This window comes from Helicobacter bizzozeronii, assembly GCF_900196775.1.
In the GTDB taxonomy this organism is placed as follows: Bacteria; Campylobacterota; Campylobacteria; order Campylobacterales; family Helicobacteraceae; genus Helicobacter; species Helicobacter bizzozeronii.
This window is the reverse complement of record NZ_FZLB01000041.1, coordinates 26,695-45,671: the sequence shown is the minus strand read 5'-3', so window position 1 is coordinate 45,671 and position 18,977 is coordinate 26,695. Positions and strand designations below refer to the sequence as shown.

The following is an 18,977-nucleotide window of genomic DNA, read 5'->3' as shown; positions in this document are numbered from 1 at the left end:
TAGCACCTAAAGCCCACATTATGGTAAATATTGCTTAACCTTTCTTTAAGCTATTCTTGTTCTCAATACCTAGTATTTTGGTTACGCCCAGATTTTGCAACACAAACCCAATAAAGTCCATGGCAAAAAGTGCCACATGCCCCAGCACCTTAGAGTCCAATAACTTTTTTTGCTGTTTTTGGATGTGCTGGGTGGCGTGGTAGAAAAACTCCCCCACCAAAGGACCCATAGTCGGCGTGCAGATCAAATCTTGCCAGCTAGGGATTTCCACAAAGGCTTCTAGCCCATATTCCCAAAAGAAAGTTGAAACCAAGAAAGTGAAGAGCACCCCCGCACTCCAGCGATAACCCGCCACCCTAGATTGCATGTAGTAAATTGCGCCAAAATAGGGGTGCAAGACCCAATTAAAGATGAATAGATCGTCATCAAATTGCGGGCCCAAGCAGACATTATGTATCCAACTTCCCAGCCCGAATTTTTCTTTGCTCCAATGCGTAACACTCTCGGGCATCAAATACAGCCCCACAATGCCCAAAATAAAGCAAATACCCAACAGCCCCACACTCGCGCCCAAGTATTTAGACCGGCTATCGGGCACATAGTGTGTGTTCAGAATACCAGAATCCAAACTCTTCAACGCACCTTGAGAGTTCTTCTTAGCAAGCAAATAGCGCAACAAAATATCAATGCCAACCCACGGAGATAAGAGCAATCAACATAACCAGCCTTTTATTTTGGAATCGCCCTAATGATAGCTAAAATTTTAAATAAAATGGCAGAATTGTTTGATACGATCCACTTACAAAACAAATCGATTTGGAGAAAGGCAAGAATGAAACAAACTTGGAGTCATTTATTTTGGGCGCTAGTCGCCATTGTAGGTGCGATCTGTTTGGGCGTTTTGGCTTTGCACAAGGGCGAGAGTATCAACACGCTTTGGCTGGTGTGTGCGGCTATTTGCATTTACTCTTTGGGTTATCGCTTTTATAGCCATTTTATTGCCTACCGGGTGCTCTGCCTTGATGATAAACGCGCCACGCCGGCATGTGTGCGTAATGATGGGCGTGATTTTGTCCCCACCCACAAGGCGATCACCTTTGGGCATCACTTTGCTGCCATTGCTGGGGCAGGTCCGCTAGTGGGCCCGATTCTAGCAGCCCAAATGGGGTATTTGCCCTCCGTGCTTTGGATTTTAATTGGGAGTGTTTTGGGGGGCTGTGTGCATGATTTTGTGGTGCTCTTTTGCTCCATGCGGCGGGGTGGGAAGTCTTTGGGTGAAATGGTCAAAGATGAGATGGGTCCTGTGGTGGGTTGGTTCGCGCTCTTGGGGATACTAGGAATCATGATCATCATCATTGCTATTTTAGCCATGGTGGTCGTTAAAGCCCTAGCACACTCTCCATGGGGGCTCTTTACGATTGCGATGACTATTCCCATTGCGGTTGTGATGGGGCTTTACATGCGTTTTTTGCGCACCCGTGTTTTAGAGAGTTCGCTGTTGGGTTTTGTGCTTTTGATGTTGGCAATTTATTATGGCAAGGTGGTGGCTAATGATCCCATCCTTGCCTCTTATTTTACCTTGAGTGAGGGCACGCTAGCATGGTGCATCATCGCCTATGGTTTTATTGCTGCCATTTTACCCGTGTGGTTTTTATTAGCCCCTAGGGATTACTTGAGCACTTTTTTAAAAATCGGGGTGATTTTGATCTTAGCAGGAGCCATTATCATGGTTGCCCCGCCCTTGCAAATCCCCAAGATCACCCACTTTGTTGATGGGAGCGGTCCGGTTTTTGCCGGCGCACTCTTCCCTTTTTTGTTTATCACCATTGCTTGCGGGACGATTAGCGGTTTCCATGCCCTGATCGCCTCAGGGACCACGCCTAAAATGATCGCCAAAGAGAGCCATGCGCGCTTGGTGGGCTATGGCTCCATGCTGATGGAATCCATTGTGGCGATCATGGCATTGCTCATGGCTGCCATTTTACACCCCGGGCTTTATTTCGCCATCAATGCCCCAGCTAGCACCATTGGGAGCGACATCACGGAGGCGGCTAAGGTGATTAGTTCATGGGGTTTTTCCATTAGCCCCCAAGAGATCGAGCAGATCACCAAAAACATTGGCGAACACAGCATTTTAAGCCGCACAGGGGGCGCGCCCACTTTTGCTATTGGGCTGAGTATGGTTGTCTATCAGCTTTTAGGCGATCCTAGTGTGATGGCATTTTGGTATCACTTTGCCATTCTGTTTGAAGCCCTCTTTATCCTCACAGCTGTGGATGCGGGCACCAGAACCGCGCGTTTTATGATCCAAGATATTTTAGGGCATCTTTATAAGCCCTTAGGCAATACTGAGTCCTATGGGGCGGGTATCTTTGCGACTCTAGTTTGCGTGGGGTTGTGGGGGTATTTTCTCTACCAAGGCACCATCGATCCTAAAGGGGGGATTTACACCCTTTGGCCCCTATTTGGCGTGAGTAACCAAATGCTAGCGGGCATGGCACTCTTGCTAGCCACGACCATTTTATTTAAAATGCAACGCTTCAAGTATGCATTAGTAACGGCCATTCCAGCTAGCTTAATTTTGGGAATCACCTTTTATAGCGGGACTTTAAAAGTTTTGCCCAAAGGCTCTGATAGCGTGTTAAACCATGTTTCCCATGTCGCCACCGCCCAAATCTTAAGGGAGAAACTGGCTAGCACCACCGATCCTAAGCAAATTAGCCAACTCAAGCAGGCGATCACCAATCACACCATCGATGCGATCTTGTGCGTGTTTTTCATGCTGGTTGCTTTTTTGGTTTTGGTGGCTAGTGTGCGCATTTGCTACCGGGCTTATAAGGGACAGATCAGCCCGCCACTGGCAGAGACCCCCTTTGTAGCTGTATCTTAATTTTAGACATGCTAGAATCAAAATAAAAAAGGCGTAAAAATGGAACTGCATAACAGCGATACCGATGTGCAAAAATTCTTGGATTTTTGCAAAGAAAAAGAAGTTGAGTTTGTGGATTTTAGATTCACCGATGTTAAGGGAACATGGAATCACATGGGTTATTCGTTTTCTAGCGTGGATAAGGATTTGTTGCAACAGGGCATTCCCTTTGATGCGAGTTGTTTTAAGGCATGGCAGAGCATTGACAAGTCAGACATGATCTTACAACCTGATCTAGTGCGCTATTTTATTGACCCCTTTAGTGCGGATATCACCGCCGTGGTGTTTTGCGATGTGTGGGACATTTACAAGCAACAGGAATATGAAAAATGCCCGCGCGTGATTGCCAAGCGCGCTTTAAAGCACTTGCAGGATTTAGGGGTCGGGGATATTGCCTATTTTGGGGCAGAAAATGAATTTTTTATCTTTGATTCGATCAAAATGAAAGGCGATGTGAATTGCCAGTATTATGAGATTGATAGCGAAGAGGGGGAATGGAATCGGGATCGCTCTTTTGAGGGGGGGGTGAATTTTGGACACCGCACGGGGCGTAAGGGCGGGTATTTACCCACACCCCCCACAGATACCATGATGGATTTGCGCGCCGAGATTGTCAAGGTGTTAAACCAAGTGGGGCTAGAAACCTATGTCGTCCATCACGAGCTAGCCCAAGCGCAAGGGGAAATCGGCGTGCGTTTTGGGGATTTGGTTGAAGCGGCAGATAATATCCAAAAGCTTAAATATGTGGTGAAAATGGTTGCCCATCTCAATGGCAAGAGCGCGACTTTCATGCCCAAGCCCTTATATGGGGATAATGGGAGTGGCATGCACACCCATGTGAGTATTTGGGAAAAGGGCGAAAACCTCTTTTGTGGGGATGTCTATAAAAATCTTAGCCAAATGGCGTTGCACTTTTTAGGTGGGGTGCTTGAGCATGCTAGGAGTCTAGCTGCCTTTACCAACGCTTCTAGCAACTCTTATAAACGCTTGATCCCTGGGTATGAAGCCCCCTCGATTTTGACCTACTCGGCGCAAAATCGCAGTGCGAGCGTGCGTATTCCTTATGGGGTGAGTGGGAAGGCAACCCGTTTTGAACTGCGTTTCCCAGATAATTCCTCTAACCCCTACTTGGCATTTGCAGCGATTTTGATGGCTGGGCTGGATGGGATTCATAAAAAGAGCGATCCGGGCGCACCGATGGATATTAACCTTTTCACCCTAACCCTAGATGAAATCCGTGATCGGGGGATCAGACAACTCCCCCACACCTTGCGTAGTGCTTTAGAGGAGATGCTCGCCCACAAAGATTATTTGAAAAAGGGCGAGGTTTTCACCGAAGAGTTTATCCAAGCTTACCAGAGTTTCAAATTCAAATCTGAGGTCTTCCCTTGGGAGAGCAAGCCCCATCCCTTTGAGTTTGAAACCACCTATTCGTGCTGATGAGAAGAAGACGGGGCAGTTCTTTTAGGGACAGCCATAATAAACTCAAGTTGCTCATGCGTCTTATTCGGATCGCCACCCGTTTATTCAAAAAATAAAAAGGATTGTGCATGCCCTATCCCCTCTTAGCCTTTGCACTCGCTCTTGTATTCTATGGGTGCAAGCATGCCCCAGCTCCGAGTAGTGAGGTCACTTTTTCTTACTATGAAGAGAGCGAAAAACAACAGCCTAAAAACCATCTTTTGATTTTATTAGCCCCTATGGAGATTAGTTTTAGTTCCAATGTGCCTGAGGGCATGCAAAAGGAGTTTAAAACTTCCATGCTGGATCAAATCCAAGGCATTTTAGAAAAACGCGGGTTTTCTGTGGAGGTGGTGGATTCTAAGCCCACGCCCAAGCAAGCCCATGATGGCTATATGATGGTGCGCATCACCGGTGCCATTGATGTTTTGGAGGAACTGGACATGAGCATTTTTAAGAAAAAAGACAATGGCATTGGCAAGCGCAACAAAAATTTATCCATGGGTTTTTTAGAGCTCAGACTCTTAGAGCCCAAGAGTCAAAAGGTGCTCCAAATGAGCGCGCTAGAATTGCCCGGCTATCAGATCAAAACCGATGTTACCATCCAGCAACAACGCACCACTGGGGGGGGGTTTATGCCCACCAGCGTGGTAACACCCGTGCATGGCAATGGGTTTGATAGCCATGTCTATCAAATTTTACTGCAAATTTACACGCAAGGTGTGAGCAAGATTAGCCATGAACTCACCTTGCAAAAACTAGAGCAAGAAAAATACTTGATTCAAAAAGCCAAACAAGCACCTTGAGGAGCACGGCTACTTTATTCACCTTTTATTGCTAGAATGCACCCTTCAGTGATAAGTATGGAGGCTATATGGCAATCATTGGTAAATTAAACTCGCTAGAGACACTTTTTAGCAAAACCCTAGAGCTAGAGACTCTCTATGGGTATTTGGCTAGCATGTTGGACACCAACCACCCCCACCACCAAAGCTTAATCCAACAACAAAGCGAATCGCAAAGGCAGGACATCGCACATGGCATGCATGCCATGCATATTGCCTACAAGCCCTTAGGGGGCGTGCTAGAAACCCACCGCACCTATATTGATTTTTGCCTTGTGGTGCGTGGGCGTGAAATATTGCATTTAAACGACTCTAGCGATCTGCGTATCCAAGAGGATTATAACAGCGTGTTAGACAAGCAAACTTACCATGATGGCGGGCATAGCCTAGAAATCTTGCTACAAGCTGGCTGGTTGGCTATTTTATTCCCCACAGATGCGCACACCACCAGCCCCCACCCCCAATCTTTGGACTTGGTGCATAAAGTCGTGGCTAAAGTGCCTGCCAATCTTGTTAAATTAAAGCTCTAAACATGAAATTTTGCGCTTTTGTTTTCTGTATCGCCCCTCTATGTGCGGGCACTTTGGAGGGGATTTACCAAACCCAAGCTTTTTTGTACATGACAGCTTCTTATGTGGAATTTTTTAAGTATGAGGGCAAGTATTACGCTTACGGGATTGCCAATGTGGATGGCTCGCCGGCTAGAAAGGATATTTACAACAAAAACCCCGCTTTACGCAACCGCAGCGATAAGGGCGTGGTTTTCTTATATAATTTGCAACACATCTATGATGACACCTATAAAGGCGGGCGGGCGTATAATTTTTACGATGGGCGGACTTATTATGTGCAAATCCACCAAAAGAAAAACGGGGACTTAAAGTTTTTACCTAGCCTAGATCGGCGTGGATTCTTTGGCAAGACTTTTACTTGGAAAAAGCTTGATGAAAACTACCTCAAAGAACACAACATCACCCGACCTAATTTTTTAGATGTGCTAGAAACCCTCAAACAGATCCCCCAAGACCGATAAGTTCTAGGGCAATTTTAACCGCATTGGTGGCTGCGCCCACACGCAACTGATCGGCAACACACCACAGGTGTAGCATGTGTGGGTTATACAAATCATCGCGAATGCGCCCCACAAAGCTTTGATCTTTATGGCTAGCAATTAGGGGGGTGGGGTAGCTAGAGGTGCTGGGCTCATCGAGCACCACGACATTAGGAGCTTGTTTTAAAAGCTCCCTAGCCTCTAGGGCACTCACGGGCTTTTCAAAGGTGATACTCAGACTCTCGCTGTGGCTTCTAAGCACGGGGACACGCACACAAGTCGCGCTAATGGGGAAGTTGGCATGCATGATCTTGTGGGTCTCTTGCACCATTTTCATCTCCTCTTTAGTGTAACCTGAGGGCAAAAAGACATCAATTTGGGGGATCACATTAAAGGCGATGGGGTGGGGGAAGGCACTATTAGGGGCATTAGAATCCTTGATTTGTTCTTGTAACTGGTAAATGCCCTTTTTGCCCGCCCCGCTCACGGCTTGGTAAGTGCTCACATCCACACGCACAATTTTAAAGGCGTGGTGCAAGGGGTTTAAGATTTGCACCATTTGGATCGTGGAGCAATTGGGGTTAGCGATAATCGATCGGGGGCAGTTTTGCAAGTCGCTAGCATTGACCTCTGGAACCACTAAGGGGACATCTGCTTGTAAGCGGAAAAAGCTCGTATTATCAATCACCACTGCACCATTTTGGGCAGCACAAGGGGCAAAAACCTCGCTCACACCCTTACCCGCACTAAAAAAGGCAATATCGATCTTTTCTTGGCTAAAAAAAGCTTGTGTGGTCTCTAAAATGGCGTGATCCTCCCCAAAGGCGCGAATCTTCTTGCCCGCACTCTTGGCACTAGCCAAAGCAAAGAACGCACCTACCGGAAAAGCGCGCTCTTCTAAGACTTTAATGATCTCCTCGCCCACCGCCCCGCTTGCGCCCACTAAAGCAATGTTGTATGTTTTCATTCTTTCACCATCGCCAAAGCTTTTAGGAAACTCAAATGATTCACTTGCAACCCCGTTGTCATGTTTTTGAGTGTCAAACTCTCCTTTTGCACCTCCTCCTCGCCCAAAACCACCACAAACTCATGCCCTTTTTGGTTGGCATAGCTAAAGGGTTTTTTTAACTTGCCAATCTCAGGGTAGAGTTCGGTATTGACCTCACTTTGCCTAAAATTCTGCGCCACTTGGCTAGCATAGACAAAATGCGAGGGGTGCATGCACACCACCAACACCCGTGCGCTCGTGGATTTGCTCTCCACCAACTCCAATTCCTCCAAAGCCACCAACAAGCGATCCAAGCCAATAGAAGCCCCCACCCCGGGCAGGTTTTGCGTGCTAAAACTCTTAGAGAGATTATCATAACGCCCCCCCGAGCACACACTGCCTAAGCTGGTGAGTTGGTTGAGCGTGGTTTCATAGACCATGCCCGTATAATAACCCAGCCCCCTAGCAATGGAAAAATCCACCTTGAAGTGATCGGGGTTAATATCTAAAGACAACAAGAGATTAAAAAGGCTCTCTAATTCCTCCAAGCCCTCCTTAAGGGTGGCATTGTAGCTTTTCAGGTAATCTACGCGTTTGAAAAACTCTAGGCTATCCTCTTCTTGTTTGGTGTTGATAATGCTTAAAAACTCTTTAAAGTCAATCTCGGGAAAATGGGTATTAAGCTCTAAGAGCACCCCCTCCTGCCCGATTTTGCCTAGCTTGTCAATCACCCTTAAAAGCGTGTGGGTGTCCTCTTGGGTGTGCAAGCCAAAATGTTGGCACAGCCCGTTTAAAATTTTGCGGTGGTTGATCCACACGCTAAATTCCTCTAAATCTAGGGCTCTCAAACCCGCAATGATCACTTGGATGATCTCGCTATCACAAAGAATGCTATGACTCCCAATAAAATCAAAATCACATTGCGTAAATTCCCGGTAACGCCCCTTTTGGGCACGCTCACCTCTAAAAACATTCCCAATTGCATAACGCTTAAAGGGCAAACCTAGGCTAGAATGGTGCTGGGCGATGAAACGGGCTAGGGGCAAGGTTTGATCAAAACGCAAAGCCACTTCACGCTTGCCATGATCTTTAAAGCGGTAGATTTCTTTTTGAATCTCCCCTTGTTCTTGGGTGAGGATGTGGGCGTATTCTAAATGTGGAGTCTCAATGGGCACAAAACCAAAACTTCTAAACACATGGGCTAATTTGTCCAGCACCGCTCCCTTTGCCATCGCCTCTTTAGGGAGTCTGTCTTTAAAGCCACTCAGAGTTTTAGGGGTGATCATGGGATTCCTTTATTAAGATAGATGCATTATAGCAATTTTTAGGATTCTTTAGGGCTTAAAACTTGGGGGTGATCCCTAGCTCTTGGGCTAAGAATTTAGCGGTGTGACTCTTGCTTTTGGCGTGGTTTTTGGCAAGTTCTAGGGGTGTGCCCTGAGCGGTGATCTGCCCGCCCAAATCGCCCCCCTCAGGTCCCATATCAATGATGTAATCGGCATTTTTAATCACATCTAAGTTATGCTCAATCACAATCATGGAGTTACCCAACTCCACCAACGAGTGCAAGACATTAATTAAAAGTTGCACATCTTCAAAGTGTAGCCCAGTGGTGGGTTCATCTAAAATATACAGAGTCTTGCCCGTGTCCTTGCGGCTCAACTCCTTAGCTAATTTGATGCGTTGGGCTTCCCCCCCACTTAGGGTCGTGGCATTTTGCCCCAAAGTGATATAACCCAAGCCCACCGCCTTTAGAGTCTGTAATTTGGTGGCAATCTTGGGGATTTTGGCAAAAAACTCTAGGGCTTCCTCCACACTCATACGCAACACATCGGCAATGGATTTCCCCCTAATCTTGATCTCTAGGGTTTGGGGGTTATATTTGCTCCCCTTGCAGCTATCGCATTGCACCAACACATCGGGCAAAAAGTGCATTTCAATTTTAATATCCCCCTCCCCATGGCATTTTTCACACCGCCCGCCCTTGACATTGAAACTAAAACGACTCGCGCTATAGCCCAGTATTTGCGCCTCCTTGCTCATCGCAAAGAGATCGCGAATCTCATCCATCACCCCCGTATAAGTGGCGGGGTTAGAACGGGGGGTTTTGCCAATGGGGGCTTGATCCAAATAGATCACCTTGTCTAGGTGCTCTAGCCCCACCACCTCCACGCTCCCCACCGCCTTTTTTTGGGCGTGATTCAAGCATTCCTTGACAATGGGCAAGAGAGTTTGCAAGATGAGCGAACTTTTCCCACTCCCGCTCACCCCGCTCACGCACACAAAACGCCCTAAGGGGATTTTCACCCGTAGGTTTTTGATGTTGTGGATAAACACACCTTTAAGCTCTAAAAAGAGCGTTTTTGTGCTGGGGGCTTTTGTGGGGCGTGTGATTTGTTTAGCCCCGCTCAAATAAAGGGCGGTGGGGTGGGTGCTTTGTAGCAAGCGATCCACACTCCCGCTAAAAACCACCTCCCCGCCGTATTTGCCCGCCCTAGGTCCAATATCCACCACAAAATCGGCTTGCTGGATCGTCTCTCTGTCATGTTCGACCACAATTAAGGTATTGCCCTTTTTTTGCAAATTCTTTAAGGTTTTAATGAGCTTGAGCGTGTCTTTTTCATGCAAGCCAATACTGGGTTCATCAAGCACATACAAAACACCGGTTAGCCCGCTCCCAATCTGGCTAGCAATGCGGATTCGCTGGCTCTCCCCCCCGCTTAAGGTGCGTGCATCTCTGCCCAAACTCAAATAACCCAAGCCCACATCCACCAAGAAAAACACCCGCTCCAAGATTTCTTTTAAAATCGGGGTGGCGATGCGTTGGTTTTGGGGGCTAAGATAGGCAAAATGATCCGGGTTATTAAAAAAATCATAAACGCTATGAATGGGCATGTCTAGCAAGTCAGCGATATTATGCCCAGCCACCCGCACGCCTAAAGATGCGCCCTTGAGGCGATGCCCATGGCAGACACTGCATGGCTTTTCGCTCATGTATTGGTTGAGATCGCGTGTGTCTTTGAAAATGTCATAGGCAATTTGGATCACCCCCTTCCAAGGGCGTTTGAGTTGGCTTTGCCGCCATGTAAAACAAATTTCCGTCCCATTGCCATAGAGTAAAGCCTCTTGCTGGGTGGTGCTCAAATCCTTAAAAGGCACGCTAGGATCGATTTTATTAGCCACACAAAAGCCCTCGAAAAGGGCGTTATAATAGTTGTGATTCCAAAAAAAGGCTTTTTTGATGTGCTCGGTGGGCAAATTGGGGTCTAGGATTTTTTGGGTATCTAAACTTAGTTTGCTCCCCAAACCCGCACACGCCTCGCATGCACCCTTAGGGGAGTTAAACGAAAAGCTCAAGGGTTCGAGCACCTCAAAGCTCACCTTACACTTAAAACAAGCCAAATGCTCGCTATAGTGCATGCTTTTTTTGCCCTCTGTGTCCATCACCTCCACCTCCCCAAAACTCTCCGCTAAAGCTTTTTCTAGGGCACTGGCTAGGCGGGCATGGTTTTCTAGGCTTGCTTGCAGGCGATCTAAAACGGCTTTAATGGTGTGCTTTTTGCTTTTGGCAAGCTCGATGGGCTCATCTAAGCGCACCAGCACGCCATCAATGTAGGCGCGCACAAAGCCCTTTTGGCGCAAATGCGCAATCTTATCAGTAAAACCACCCTTTTTATCTCTAATGATGGGGGCTAAAACAATAATGCTAGTGTCTTTAAAGTCTTGCAAGACCTGCTCTAAAATGTCGGTTACGCTCATGGAGGCAATGGGCGCGCCACACAAATGGCAATGTTGTTGCCCCACCCGTGCAAAGAGGAGGCGTAAATAGTCGTAAATCTCCGTGATCGTGCCCACGGTGGAGCGTGGATTCTTGCTCGTGCTCTTTTGATCGATGGCTACAGCCGGGATCAAGCCCTCGATTTTATCCACAGCGGGCTTGCCTACTTTGTCTAAAAATTGGCGCGCATAACTGGAGAGTGATTCCAAATAACGCCTTTGCCCCTCCGCATAGAGGGTATCAAAAGCCAAGGTGGATTTGCCCGATCCGCTCAAGCCGGTGAAAACGATGAATTGGTTTTTGGGGATTTCGAGGTTAATGTTTTTGAGATTATTTTCCCGCGCGCCATAGATTTGAATTTTGTCTAACAAGCTTTCTCTTTGCAACCCATGAATTTTTGGAACGCTATTATACAGAATTTGCAAATCAATCACTTTAAGCATAAAAAAAATATAAAATTCTTGTTTTATGAGAGGAAACATGGTATGATTGGAACTTAAGTTCAACTTTTTTTATGGTGTATAAAGGATAAGAATGAGAAAGTTTTTACTGGGGGTGCCTCTAGTTTTGGGCGTGGCGAGCAGTGGCTTGATGGCGGAGAAGGGCGGTGGCTTTATTGGAATCAACTACCAAGTTGGACAGGGTAGGATGAACACCGGTCTTTACACTAACAACAATTATTCTCCGGGGATGTGGCATTTGAACAAACAAGGCGTTGCTGTGGGGAATCAAAACTGGCAAGGCACAAACATTAGCTGGCATGGCAAATATGCCAATGGTGCGATGAATGGTTTTGGCTTCTTGGCTGGGCAGAGTTTCTTTTTTAAACCCCTCAATGCCAAGACTGCGTGGCTAGGTGTGCGCTACTATGGCTTTTTTGACTATGGGTATGCGCATTTGGGGCGGCAACTGAGTCTGCCAACTACAGTAGGTGGGTCTATTTATAATGGCAGTGTCGATCTGAGCATGATCGCCTATGGTGTGGGCACGGATTTAATGGGCAACTTCTTTGATCGTGAAAATGCTAGCGTGGGGGTCTATGGGGGCTTTGCCATCGGGGGGAATGCATGGCAAGTGAATAAAGCAACTCTGCAAGCATGGGAAGAGGCATTGATGGCTAGTAATACGGGCAATGTCGGTAAGCCTAGTCATGGGAATTTTAATGTGTGGTTGAATTTTGGCTTTAGGGCTAATATCCACAAACACAATGGCATTGAGTTGGGCGTGAAGATCCCCATGTTGGTCAATAAATTCTTGAAAACGGCAGGGGGGCAATATTACAGCCTCAAACGGGACTACTCTGTCTATCTAGGATACCTCTACACTTTTTAATCTCCGCTCACTTTTTAGTTTTGCTTGGTTTGCCCACGCTTGGGCTTGCCTAGGTTTGTCTAGGCTTTCTTTTGGGTGTGCATGAGCACTTTAATGAGGGTGGTGAAAAGCACGCCCTCAAAAATGGCAGCCAGCAAGAAGGAATAATAGGTATTTTGGTTGATCGCCCCCACACGCAAGCCCAAGCTAGCGGTGGTTACTAGAAATGTCAAGGGCATAGAGGCGCTGAGCGCAAAGGCTAAAGTGTTTTTGAGGCTATTGGCAAAGTGCGCCCTAAAGAGCGTGAAGCTTGCCACCAAGTGCAAACCCACCATTGCACACACCACCAAGCACGCATGGTAGATGAGCTTGGGGTTATCTAAAACCAGTTTAAGGTCCAAAGTGGAGCCCACATGGACAAAAAATAGGGGCACAAAAAAGCCAAAACCAATATCATTCAACTTGTCAAATAATTCGTGTTTGTGGGGGAAGAAGGTCGCCACGATCGTCCCAGCCAAAAACGCCCCTAAGACCATTTCCAGTTTCAGCCATGCCACAAGACCTATCAAACTAAAAAAGAGCATGATGGCAAAGCGGATATCTTGGTTAGCCTGATCGGTTGTGGGCATGATAAAGGATTTGAGACCCGGGAACCACCAAAACAGAATGTTAAAAATCTGCATCAAAGCAATGATCGCACCCAAAAAAAGCAATAAAATACCCAAAGTCTTGTAAAGTTCTAGCCCCAAGCCATGCAAGTAAATCCCATCCACGATCACCAATAAAATAATGCTGGTTAGCTCGCCTAGCACGCCCACTTTAAGCACCAAATCCAGCCATGGCAATTCTTTGCCATAATCGCGCACCAAGGTCATGATCATCCCTAAGCTCACAATGGGTAGGGCGATGATGTAGAGGGCGGAGAGTTTGGCACTCAGTGTGATGGCTGAAGAGAGGGCGTAGAGAATGCCAAAATAACACAGGATTTTTTTTAGCAAGGCTCTATTGATCTGCCTAAACATGTGCAAATCCACTTCCATGCCACCCAAAAACATCAAAAACAAAAACCCCACTTCAGCCATCACGCCAAAACTGGGATTGGGTGTGAATAAACCAAAATAGACCCCCAAAGCCCCAAAGGCAATTTCTAAAACCGCCACGGGCATTTTAACCAAACGACTCACATAGGGGACTAGCACAATTAAGGGCGTGATGATGGTTAGGATAAAAAGATCATGCATGGCGCAAGCCTAGTGCTTTTAAAAGGGCTTTAGGGTAGAGTTGGTGCTCTAGGGCATGTACTCTTTGGGTGAAACTCTCCAGCGTGTCGTTAGGCTCTCTTGTTAGGCTCTCTTGTAAAATAATGGGACCCCCGTCTAATTCCTCTGTTACCCAATGCACGCTCACCCCCATGCCCTCCTGACTTTCAAAACTCTTTTTAATCGCATCTTTGCCCTTGTGGTGGGGTAAAAAAGAGGGGTGGATATTGAGGGTGGGGTAGTGTTGGACAAATAGAGGGCTTAAAATTTTCATATAACCAGCCAGCAAAATCACATGGCAGCGCACGAGGGACTGCATCAATTCCTCTTCACTAGAAACTACCACGCAAGGGATACCCAGTTTCTCACAACGCACAAGACCATAGGCTTTGGGGTTATTGCTCGCACACAAAGCCACATTTAAAATGAGGGGTTGGCGATTTGAGATACGCCAAAAGGGTTTTTGGTGCAACTGCTCAATGAGATTTTGCATATTCGATCCATTCCCGCTAAATAAAATCCCCACATGCACCAACGAGGAGGGCAAATGATCCATAAAATCCACCCTATGTGCCTTGCCACCCATACAAAATCCTTAAATTTTTTTCGCATTTTAACATGTTTATTAGAAAAGCAAGAAGCCACTAAAAGGGCTATTTTGTGCTATAATCCCAGTTTCAACATTAAATTTTATGGAGTTTTTATGTCCCAAAAACATGCGTTCCAAACCGAGATCAAGCAACTTTTAGATTTAATGATTCACTCTCTTTACTCCAATAAAGAAATCTTTTTGCGTGAGCTCATCTCCAATGCCTCTGATGCCCTAGATAAGCTCAACTACCTCGTGATTAGCGATGAAAAATACAAACAACTAGACTTTGTGCCCCAAATCCACTTGAGTTTTGATGACAAGGCAAAAACCATCACCATTAGCGATAATGGCATTGGCATGGACGAATCTGAGCTCATCTCCCATTTAGGCACGATCGCCAAATCGGGCACCAAGAGCTTTTTATCGCATTTGAGCGGGGATCAAAAGAAAGACAGCGCATTGATTGGGCAATTTGGCGTGGGCTTTTACTCTAGCTTTATGGTGGCGCATAAAGTCGTGGTGCAAAGTAAAAAAGCCCTAGACACACAGGCTTATGCGTGGATCAGCGATGGGCAGGGCGAGTATGAAATTAGCCCCTGTGTCAAAGAGGGGATAGGCACAGAAATTAAGCTTTTTTTAAAAGAAGAAGAGGGCAAGTTTGCCAGCCGTTGGGAGATCGAGCATATTGTTAAAAAATATTCTGAGCATATCCCTTTCCCCATTTTCCTCAGCTACACAGAAAGCAAATTTGAGGGCGAGGGGGAGAATAAAAAGGAAGTGCAAGAGGACAAATGCACGCAAATTAATAGCGCAAGCGCGCTTTGGCGCATGCATAAAAACGAGCTCAAAGAGGAGGACTACAAAGAGTTTTATAAAAGCTTTGCACATGATAATAACGAGCCCTTGAGCTGGATTCACAACAAAGTTGAGGGGCATTTAGAATACAGCACCCTTTTTTACATTCCCAGCACCGCCCCCTTTGATTTATACCGCGTGGATTACCAATCTGGTATTAAACTCTATGTCAAGCGGGTTTTCATCACCGATAATGATAAGGAGTTATTGCCCCAGTATCTGCGTTTTGTGCGTGGGATCATCGATAGCGAGGATTTGCCCTTGAATGTGAGCCGTGAGATTTTACAACAAAATAAAATTCTGGCCAATATCAAAAGTGCTTCCACTAAAAAAATCCTAGCCGAGATCGAACGATTGAGCCAAGAGGAGGAGACTTATAAAAAGTTTTACCACCCCTTTGGGCGTGTGCTTAAAGAGGGCTTGCACCATGACTTTGAAAACAAAGACAAGATTTTAGACTTGTTGCGTTTTGCTAGTTCTAGGGGTGCGGATTTTCTCTCCCTCAAAAGCTACAAAGAAAACATGCCCGCCGATCAAAAAAGCATTTACTACATGATCGGGGAGAACTTAGACCTTCTTAAAGCTTCACCCTTGCTGGAAAAATACGCCCAAAAGGGGTTTGAAGTGCTCTTGATGGGCGATGAGATCGATGCCTTTGTGATCCCTAGCGTGTCAGAATATGCCAAAATCCCCTTAAAAGATGCCGCCTCTAGCGAAACACTTAAGGAATTAGACTTGTCCCCAGTGAGCGAGGAGGAAAAACAAGAGTTTAGTCCTGTGGTAGAGGCTTTTAAAGAAGCCCTCAAAGATGAGATTAAAGATGTGGCTCTCTCTAAGGACTTAAACTCGGTCGTGGTGTTGGTCGGGGATGAACAAAATGCCATGATGGCTAATTTGATGCGCCAAATGGGTCAGGAAATCCCTAGCCAGCCTAAGACTTTGGAGCTCAACATCAACCACGCCATCATGCAAAAACTCAAGGGCATTGAGGATAAAGCCGTGCTCGCAGATGTCGCCCATTTGCTTTTGGATAGTGCCAAACTCTTAGAAAAAGGGGCACTCAAAAACGCCAAAGCCTTTAGCGATCGACTCAACGCTACGATCTTACGCGCTTTTTAATGCGTTTTTTACGCCTAGTCTTTTTAGCCCTGCCCTTGTGGGGTAGCCCGCTTAAGATTGCTAGTGATTTGGGCAACCAACAAGGCTTTTTAGACATTTTGCAACAAGCTTTTAAGCAAGATACCAAACAAGAAATACAATGGGTGGGGATACCCAAGAACCTTTGCACAGCAGACGCTCTATTGGTTTCTAGGTCTGTTTGGCTCTCTTTAAAACTAGAGGGCACGCCTATTTTACAAGAACGCTTGATCTTACTAGGCAATCCTAACACATGGGCTAAACTCCAAGCTAAAACCCCATTAGCGCTTTTAAAAGCCCTCCAAGAGCCCGCCATATCAACACACCTCAAGGTGATGTTAAACACCCTTAAAACCTACCGCCCCGATGACTTGATTTTAATGAGCCAACGGCTGTATTTGCAACAAAAAACACGGGCAAATTTACCCCCCATTTTGCACCAGCCCCTAAGGATGCGTTATTTTTGGATCAACCCTTGCCATTCTGACAAAGGCGCATCTTTTGGCAAATGGCTTTTAAGCCCCCAAGCCCGCCCAAGCATTGAGGGTTTCCGCATTGATTACCAACCTATATTCACATTGATTAAGCACAAACATGGACATTGAATTAATTATTTTAGACTTTGGGAGTCAATATACCCAACTGATTGCTAGGCGTTTGCGTGAAAATGGCATTTATGTCGAAATCTACCCCTACCACCACAACTTACAAGACCTGCTTGCTAAAAAACCCAAGGGTTTTATCTTAAGCGGGGGTCCAGCAAGCGTTTATGATCCTAATGCCTACCGTTGTGATCCGGGGTTGTTTGAGTCTAACTTACCCATTTTAGGGATTTGTTATGGCTTGCAACTCATTGTGGATAGTTTTGGGGGGGAGGTGGTGGGCGCGCAACACCAAGAATTTGGCAAGGCGCATTTGGAGATTTTGGAACAACATGCCCTCTTTGCCGGCATTGAAAGCCCTAGCGTGGTGTGGATGAGCCATGGGGATCGTGTGGAGGTCTTGCCCCCTAACTTCCAAGTTTTAGCCAAAAGTGCCCATGCCCCCTTTTGTGCGATCGCCCACACCCAAAAGCCCATTTTTGGCTTGCAATTCCACCCTGAGGTGATTCACAGCGTGCAAGGCACACAGATTTTAAAAAACTTTGCCTTGTTAATCTGCCAGAGCACACCCACATGGGATATGCGCCACTTTGCTAGCCAAGAGATTGCCAAAATCCGCGCGCAAGTGGGCAAAGAGCGTATTTTGTGTGCGGTGAGCGGTGGGGTGGATTCAAGCGTGGTGGCTAGCCTGTGTTGCCAAGCACTGCCCAAGCAAACAGAAGTGGTGTTTGTGGATCACGGCTTATTGCGTTTGGGGGAAAAAGAGCAGGTGGTTAAAATGTTTCAAGGGCTACAAATTCCCTTGCATGTCGTTGATGCCAGCACGCTTTTTTTACAACGCCTAGCTGGCGTGATCGATCCAGAGAAAAAACGCCAAATCATTGGCAACACTTTTATTGAAGTTTTTGAAAACAAGGCAAAAGAATTAGAACAAGTAGGCAAGATCAAGTTTTTAGCGCAAGGGACTTTATACCCTGATGTGATCGAGTCGGTGAGCGTGAAGGGTCCTTCGGCTGTGATCAAATCCCACCACAATGTGGGCGGTTTGCCCGAAAAAATGGATTTTGAACTCTTAGAGCCTTTAAGGGAGCTGTTTAAAGATGAAGTGCGCGCTTTGGGGGCACAGCTGGGCTTACCTAAATCCATGTTAAAACGCCACCCTTTCCCCGGACCCGGGTTGGCGATTCGCATTTTGGGGGCTGTCGATTTGCCTAGTTTAGAACTCCTGCGCCAAGCCGATCGCATTTTCATTGATGCCTTGCATGCTGAGGGGCTTTACGATCAAGTGTGGCAGGCATTCTGTGTTTTACTCAATGTGCGCTCGGTGGGCGTGATGGGGGATAAACGCACCTATGATAACACCATTGCGCTAAGAGCGGTGCAAGCAAGCGATGGGATGAGCGCGCATTTTGCACCCCTGCCCTTTGAATTTTTGGAAAGGGTAGCCAATGCGATCACCAACCAAGTTAAGGGCATTAATCGGGTGGTCTATGACATCACCTCCAAACCCCCCGGAACCATTGAGTGGGAATAGAACTCAAGGGGCTTTATGCCTTAAGCGATGAGCTTTTGACCCCCTATGACCAACTCCCACACATGCTTAGCCTTGCCATCCAAGGCGGGGTTAAGATTTTCCAATTTAGAGATAAAAGCCATAGCGATTCAGAACTGCTCAGTCTGGCTAAAGACTTGGCTAAAATCTGCCAAAAACACAGCGTGGGTTTTGTGATCAATGATCGCCTAGATTTAGCCCTCAAATGCCATGCTTGGGGGTTGCATGTGGGTAGCAATGATGTGCCTTTGGCACAAGCTCGCCGCCTATTTAAAGGGCATTTGGGAGTCTCTTGTTATGGCAATTTAGATCAAGCCTTGCAAGCCCAACAAGCCCGGGCAAGTTATGCCGCCTTTGGGGCGTGTTTCCCCTCTAGCACTAAACCTAATGCCCCATGTATCCCCCTAGACACCCTCCAACACGCCAAAGCGCATTTAAACATCCCCATTTGCGCCATCGGGGGAATTAGCCCCCAAAATGCCCCACAGCTTAAAAACGCCGACATGATCGCCGTGATTTCTAGCTTGTGGAGTGGGGATATTGTGCAAAATGCTAGGAAACTCTTGAATTGCTGGCAGGGCAAGACCTCCAACTTGCATTAATCCCCCATATATTCC

Annotated in this window: 16 protein-coding genes; 10 read left to right on the top strand and 6 right to left on the bottom strand. The window is 46.6% G+C overall.

Features of this window, described 5'->3' with window-relative positions; translation table 11 throughout:
* Window positions 1–34 precede the first annotated feature (34 nt).
* Window positions 35–712: a DUF3943 domain-containing protein gene (locus C5684_RS05325; RefSeq protein WP_233708665.1), complete on the bottom strand. Its 678-nt coding sequence runs from the start codon at window positions 710–712 to the stop codon at window positions 35–37.
* A gap of 120 nt (window positions 713–832) precedes the next feature.
* Between C5684_RS05325 and C5684_RS05320 the strand changes: the two genes are divergently transcribed.
* From C5684_RS05320 to C5684_RS05300, 5 genes are all read left to right on the top strand, one after another.
* Complete coding sequence (locus C5684_RS05320) at window positions 833–2,890, top strand: carbon starvation CstA family protein (RefSeq protein WP_104639684.1); 2,058 nt, start codon at window positions 833–835, stop codon at window positions 2,888–2,890.
* A gap of 39 nt (window positions 2,891–2,929) precedes the next feature.
* The gene (gene glnA / locus C5684_RS05315) at window positions 2,930–4,369 is read left to right on the top strand and encodes a type I glutamate--ammonia ligase (RefSeq protein WP_104639642.1); all 1,440 of its coding nucleotides are present in this window, start codon (window positions 2,930–2,932) and stop codon (window positions 4,367–4,369) included.
* Between the two features lie 110 nt (window positions 4,370–4,479).
* Window positions 4,480–5,196 carry an HpaA family protein gene (locus tag C5684_RS05310; protein ID WP_104639641.1) on the top strand — a complete coding sequence of 239 codons (717 nt, stop codon included), beginning with the start codon at window positions 4,480–4,482 and terminating at the stop codon, window positions 5,194–5,196.
* A gap of 68 nt (window positions 5,197–5,264) precedes the next feature.
* A complete protein-coding gene (locus tag C5684_RS05305) occupies window positions 5,265–5,765 on the top strand; it encodes a YhcH/YjgK/YiaL family protein (RefSeq protein ID WP_104639640.1) in 501 nt (166 codons plus the stop codon).
* A gap of 2 nt (window positions 5,766–5,767) precedes the next feature.
* Window positions 5,768–6,268, top strand: coding sequence for a DUF2147 domain-containing protein (locus C5684_RS05300; protein WP_104639639.1), 501 nt, complete (start codon window positions 5,768–5,770; stop codon window positions 6,266–6,268).
* Here C5684_RS05300 and asd read toward each other — a convergent pair.
* From asd to uvrA, 3 genes are read right to left on the bottom strand one after another with little or no spacing between them, the layout of a single operon-like run.
* Window positions 6,243–7,253 carry an aspartate-semialdehyde dehydrogenase gene (gene asd / locus C5684_RS05295; protein WP_104639638.1) on the bottom strand — a complete coding sequence of 337 codons (1,011 nt, stop codon included), beginning with the start codon at window positions 7,251–7,253 and terminating at the stop codon, window positions 6,243–6,245. The genes C5684_RS05300 and asd overlap by 26 nt on opposite strands.
* A complete protein-coding gene (hisS, locus tag C5684_RS05290) occupies window positions 7,250–8,560 on the bottom strand; it encodes a histidine--tRNA ligase (protein ID WP_104639637.1) in 1,311 nt (436 codons plus the stop codon). The genes asd and hisS overlap by 4 nt, the downstream gene beginning before the upstream one ends.
* Window positions 8,561–8,615: 55 nt before the next feature.
* The gene (gene uvrA / locus C5684_RS05285) at window positions 8,616–11,438 is read right to left on the bottom strand and encodes an excinuclease ABC subunit UvrA (protein ID WP_199764503.1); all 2,823 of its coding nucleotides are present in this window, start codon (window positions 11,436–11,438) and stop codon (window positions 8,616–8,618) included.
* 148 nt (window positions 11,439–11,586) lie between these two features.
* Between uvrA and C5684_RS05280 the strand changes: the two genes are divergently transcribed.
* Window positions 11,587–12,384: an outer membrane protein gene (locus C5684_RS05280; RefSeq protein ID WP_104639636.1), complete on the top strand. Its 798-nt coding sequence runs from the start codon at window positions 11,587–11,589 to the stop codon at window positions 12,382–12,384.
* A gap of 59 nt (window positions 12,385–12,443) precedes the next feature.
* Here C5684_RS05280 and C5684_RS05275 read toward each other — a convergent pair whose 3' ends face one another.
* Window positions 12,444–13,604, bottom strand: a complete 1,161-nt coding sequence (locus C5684_RS05275) for a cation:proton antiporter (protein ID WP_104639635.1) — start codon at window positions 13,602–13,604, stop codon at window positions 12,444–12,446.
* The gene (gene purN / locus C5684_RS05270; protein ID WP_104639634.1) at window positions 13,597–14,208 is read right to left on the bottom strand and encodes a phosphoribosylglycinamide formyltransferase; all 612 of its coding nucleotides are present in this window, start codon (window positions 14,206–14,208) and stop codon (window positions 13,597–13,599) included. The genes C5684_RS05275 and purN overlap by 8 nt, the downstream gene beginning before the upstream one ends.
* 117 nt (window positions 14,209–14,325) lie before the next feature.
* Here purN and htpG point away from each other — a divergent pair, with 117 nt between their 5' ends.
* From htpG to thiE, 4 genes are read left to right on the top strand one after another with little or no spacing between them, the layout of a single operon-like run.
* Window positions 14,326–16,188, top strand: coding sequence for a molecular chaperone HtpG (htpG, locus tag C5684_RS05265; protein ID WP_104639682.1), 1,863 nt, complete (start codon window positions 14,326–14,328; stop codon window positions 16,186–16,188).
* Window positions 16,188–16,811: a hypothetical protein gene (locus C5684_RS05260; protein WP_104639633.1), complete on the top strand. Its 624-nt coding sequence runs from the start codon at window positions 16,188–16,190 to the stop codon at window positions 16,809–16,811. The genes htpG and C5684_RS05260 overlap by 1 nt, the downstream gene beginning before the upstream one ends.
* Complete coding sequence (gene guaA, locus C5684_RS05255; RefSeq protein ID WP_104639632.1) at window positions 16,801–18,342, top strand: glutamine-hydrolyzing GMP synthase; 1,542 nt, start codon at window positions 16,801–16,803, stop codon at window positions 18,340–18,342. Before C5684_RS05260 ends, guaA begins: the two co-directional genes overlap by 11 nt.
* Entirely contained in the window at window positions 18,333–18,962 is a 630-nt protein-coding gene (gene thiE / locus C5684_RS05250; RefSeq protein WP_104639631.1) for a thiamine phosphate synthase, read from the top strand. The genes guaA and thiE overlap by 10 nt, the downstream gene beginning before the upstream one ends.
* The last annotated feature ends 15 nt before the right edge of the window (window positions 18,963–18,977 follow it).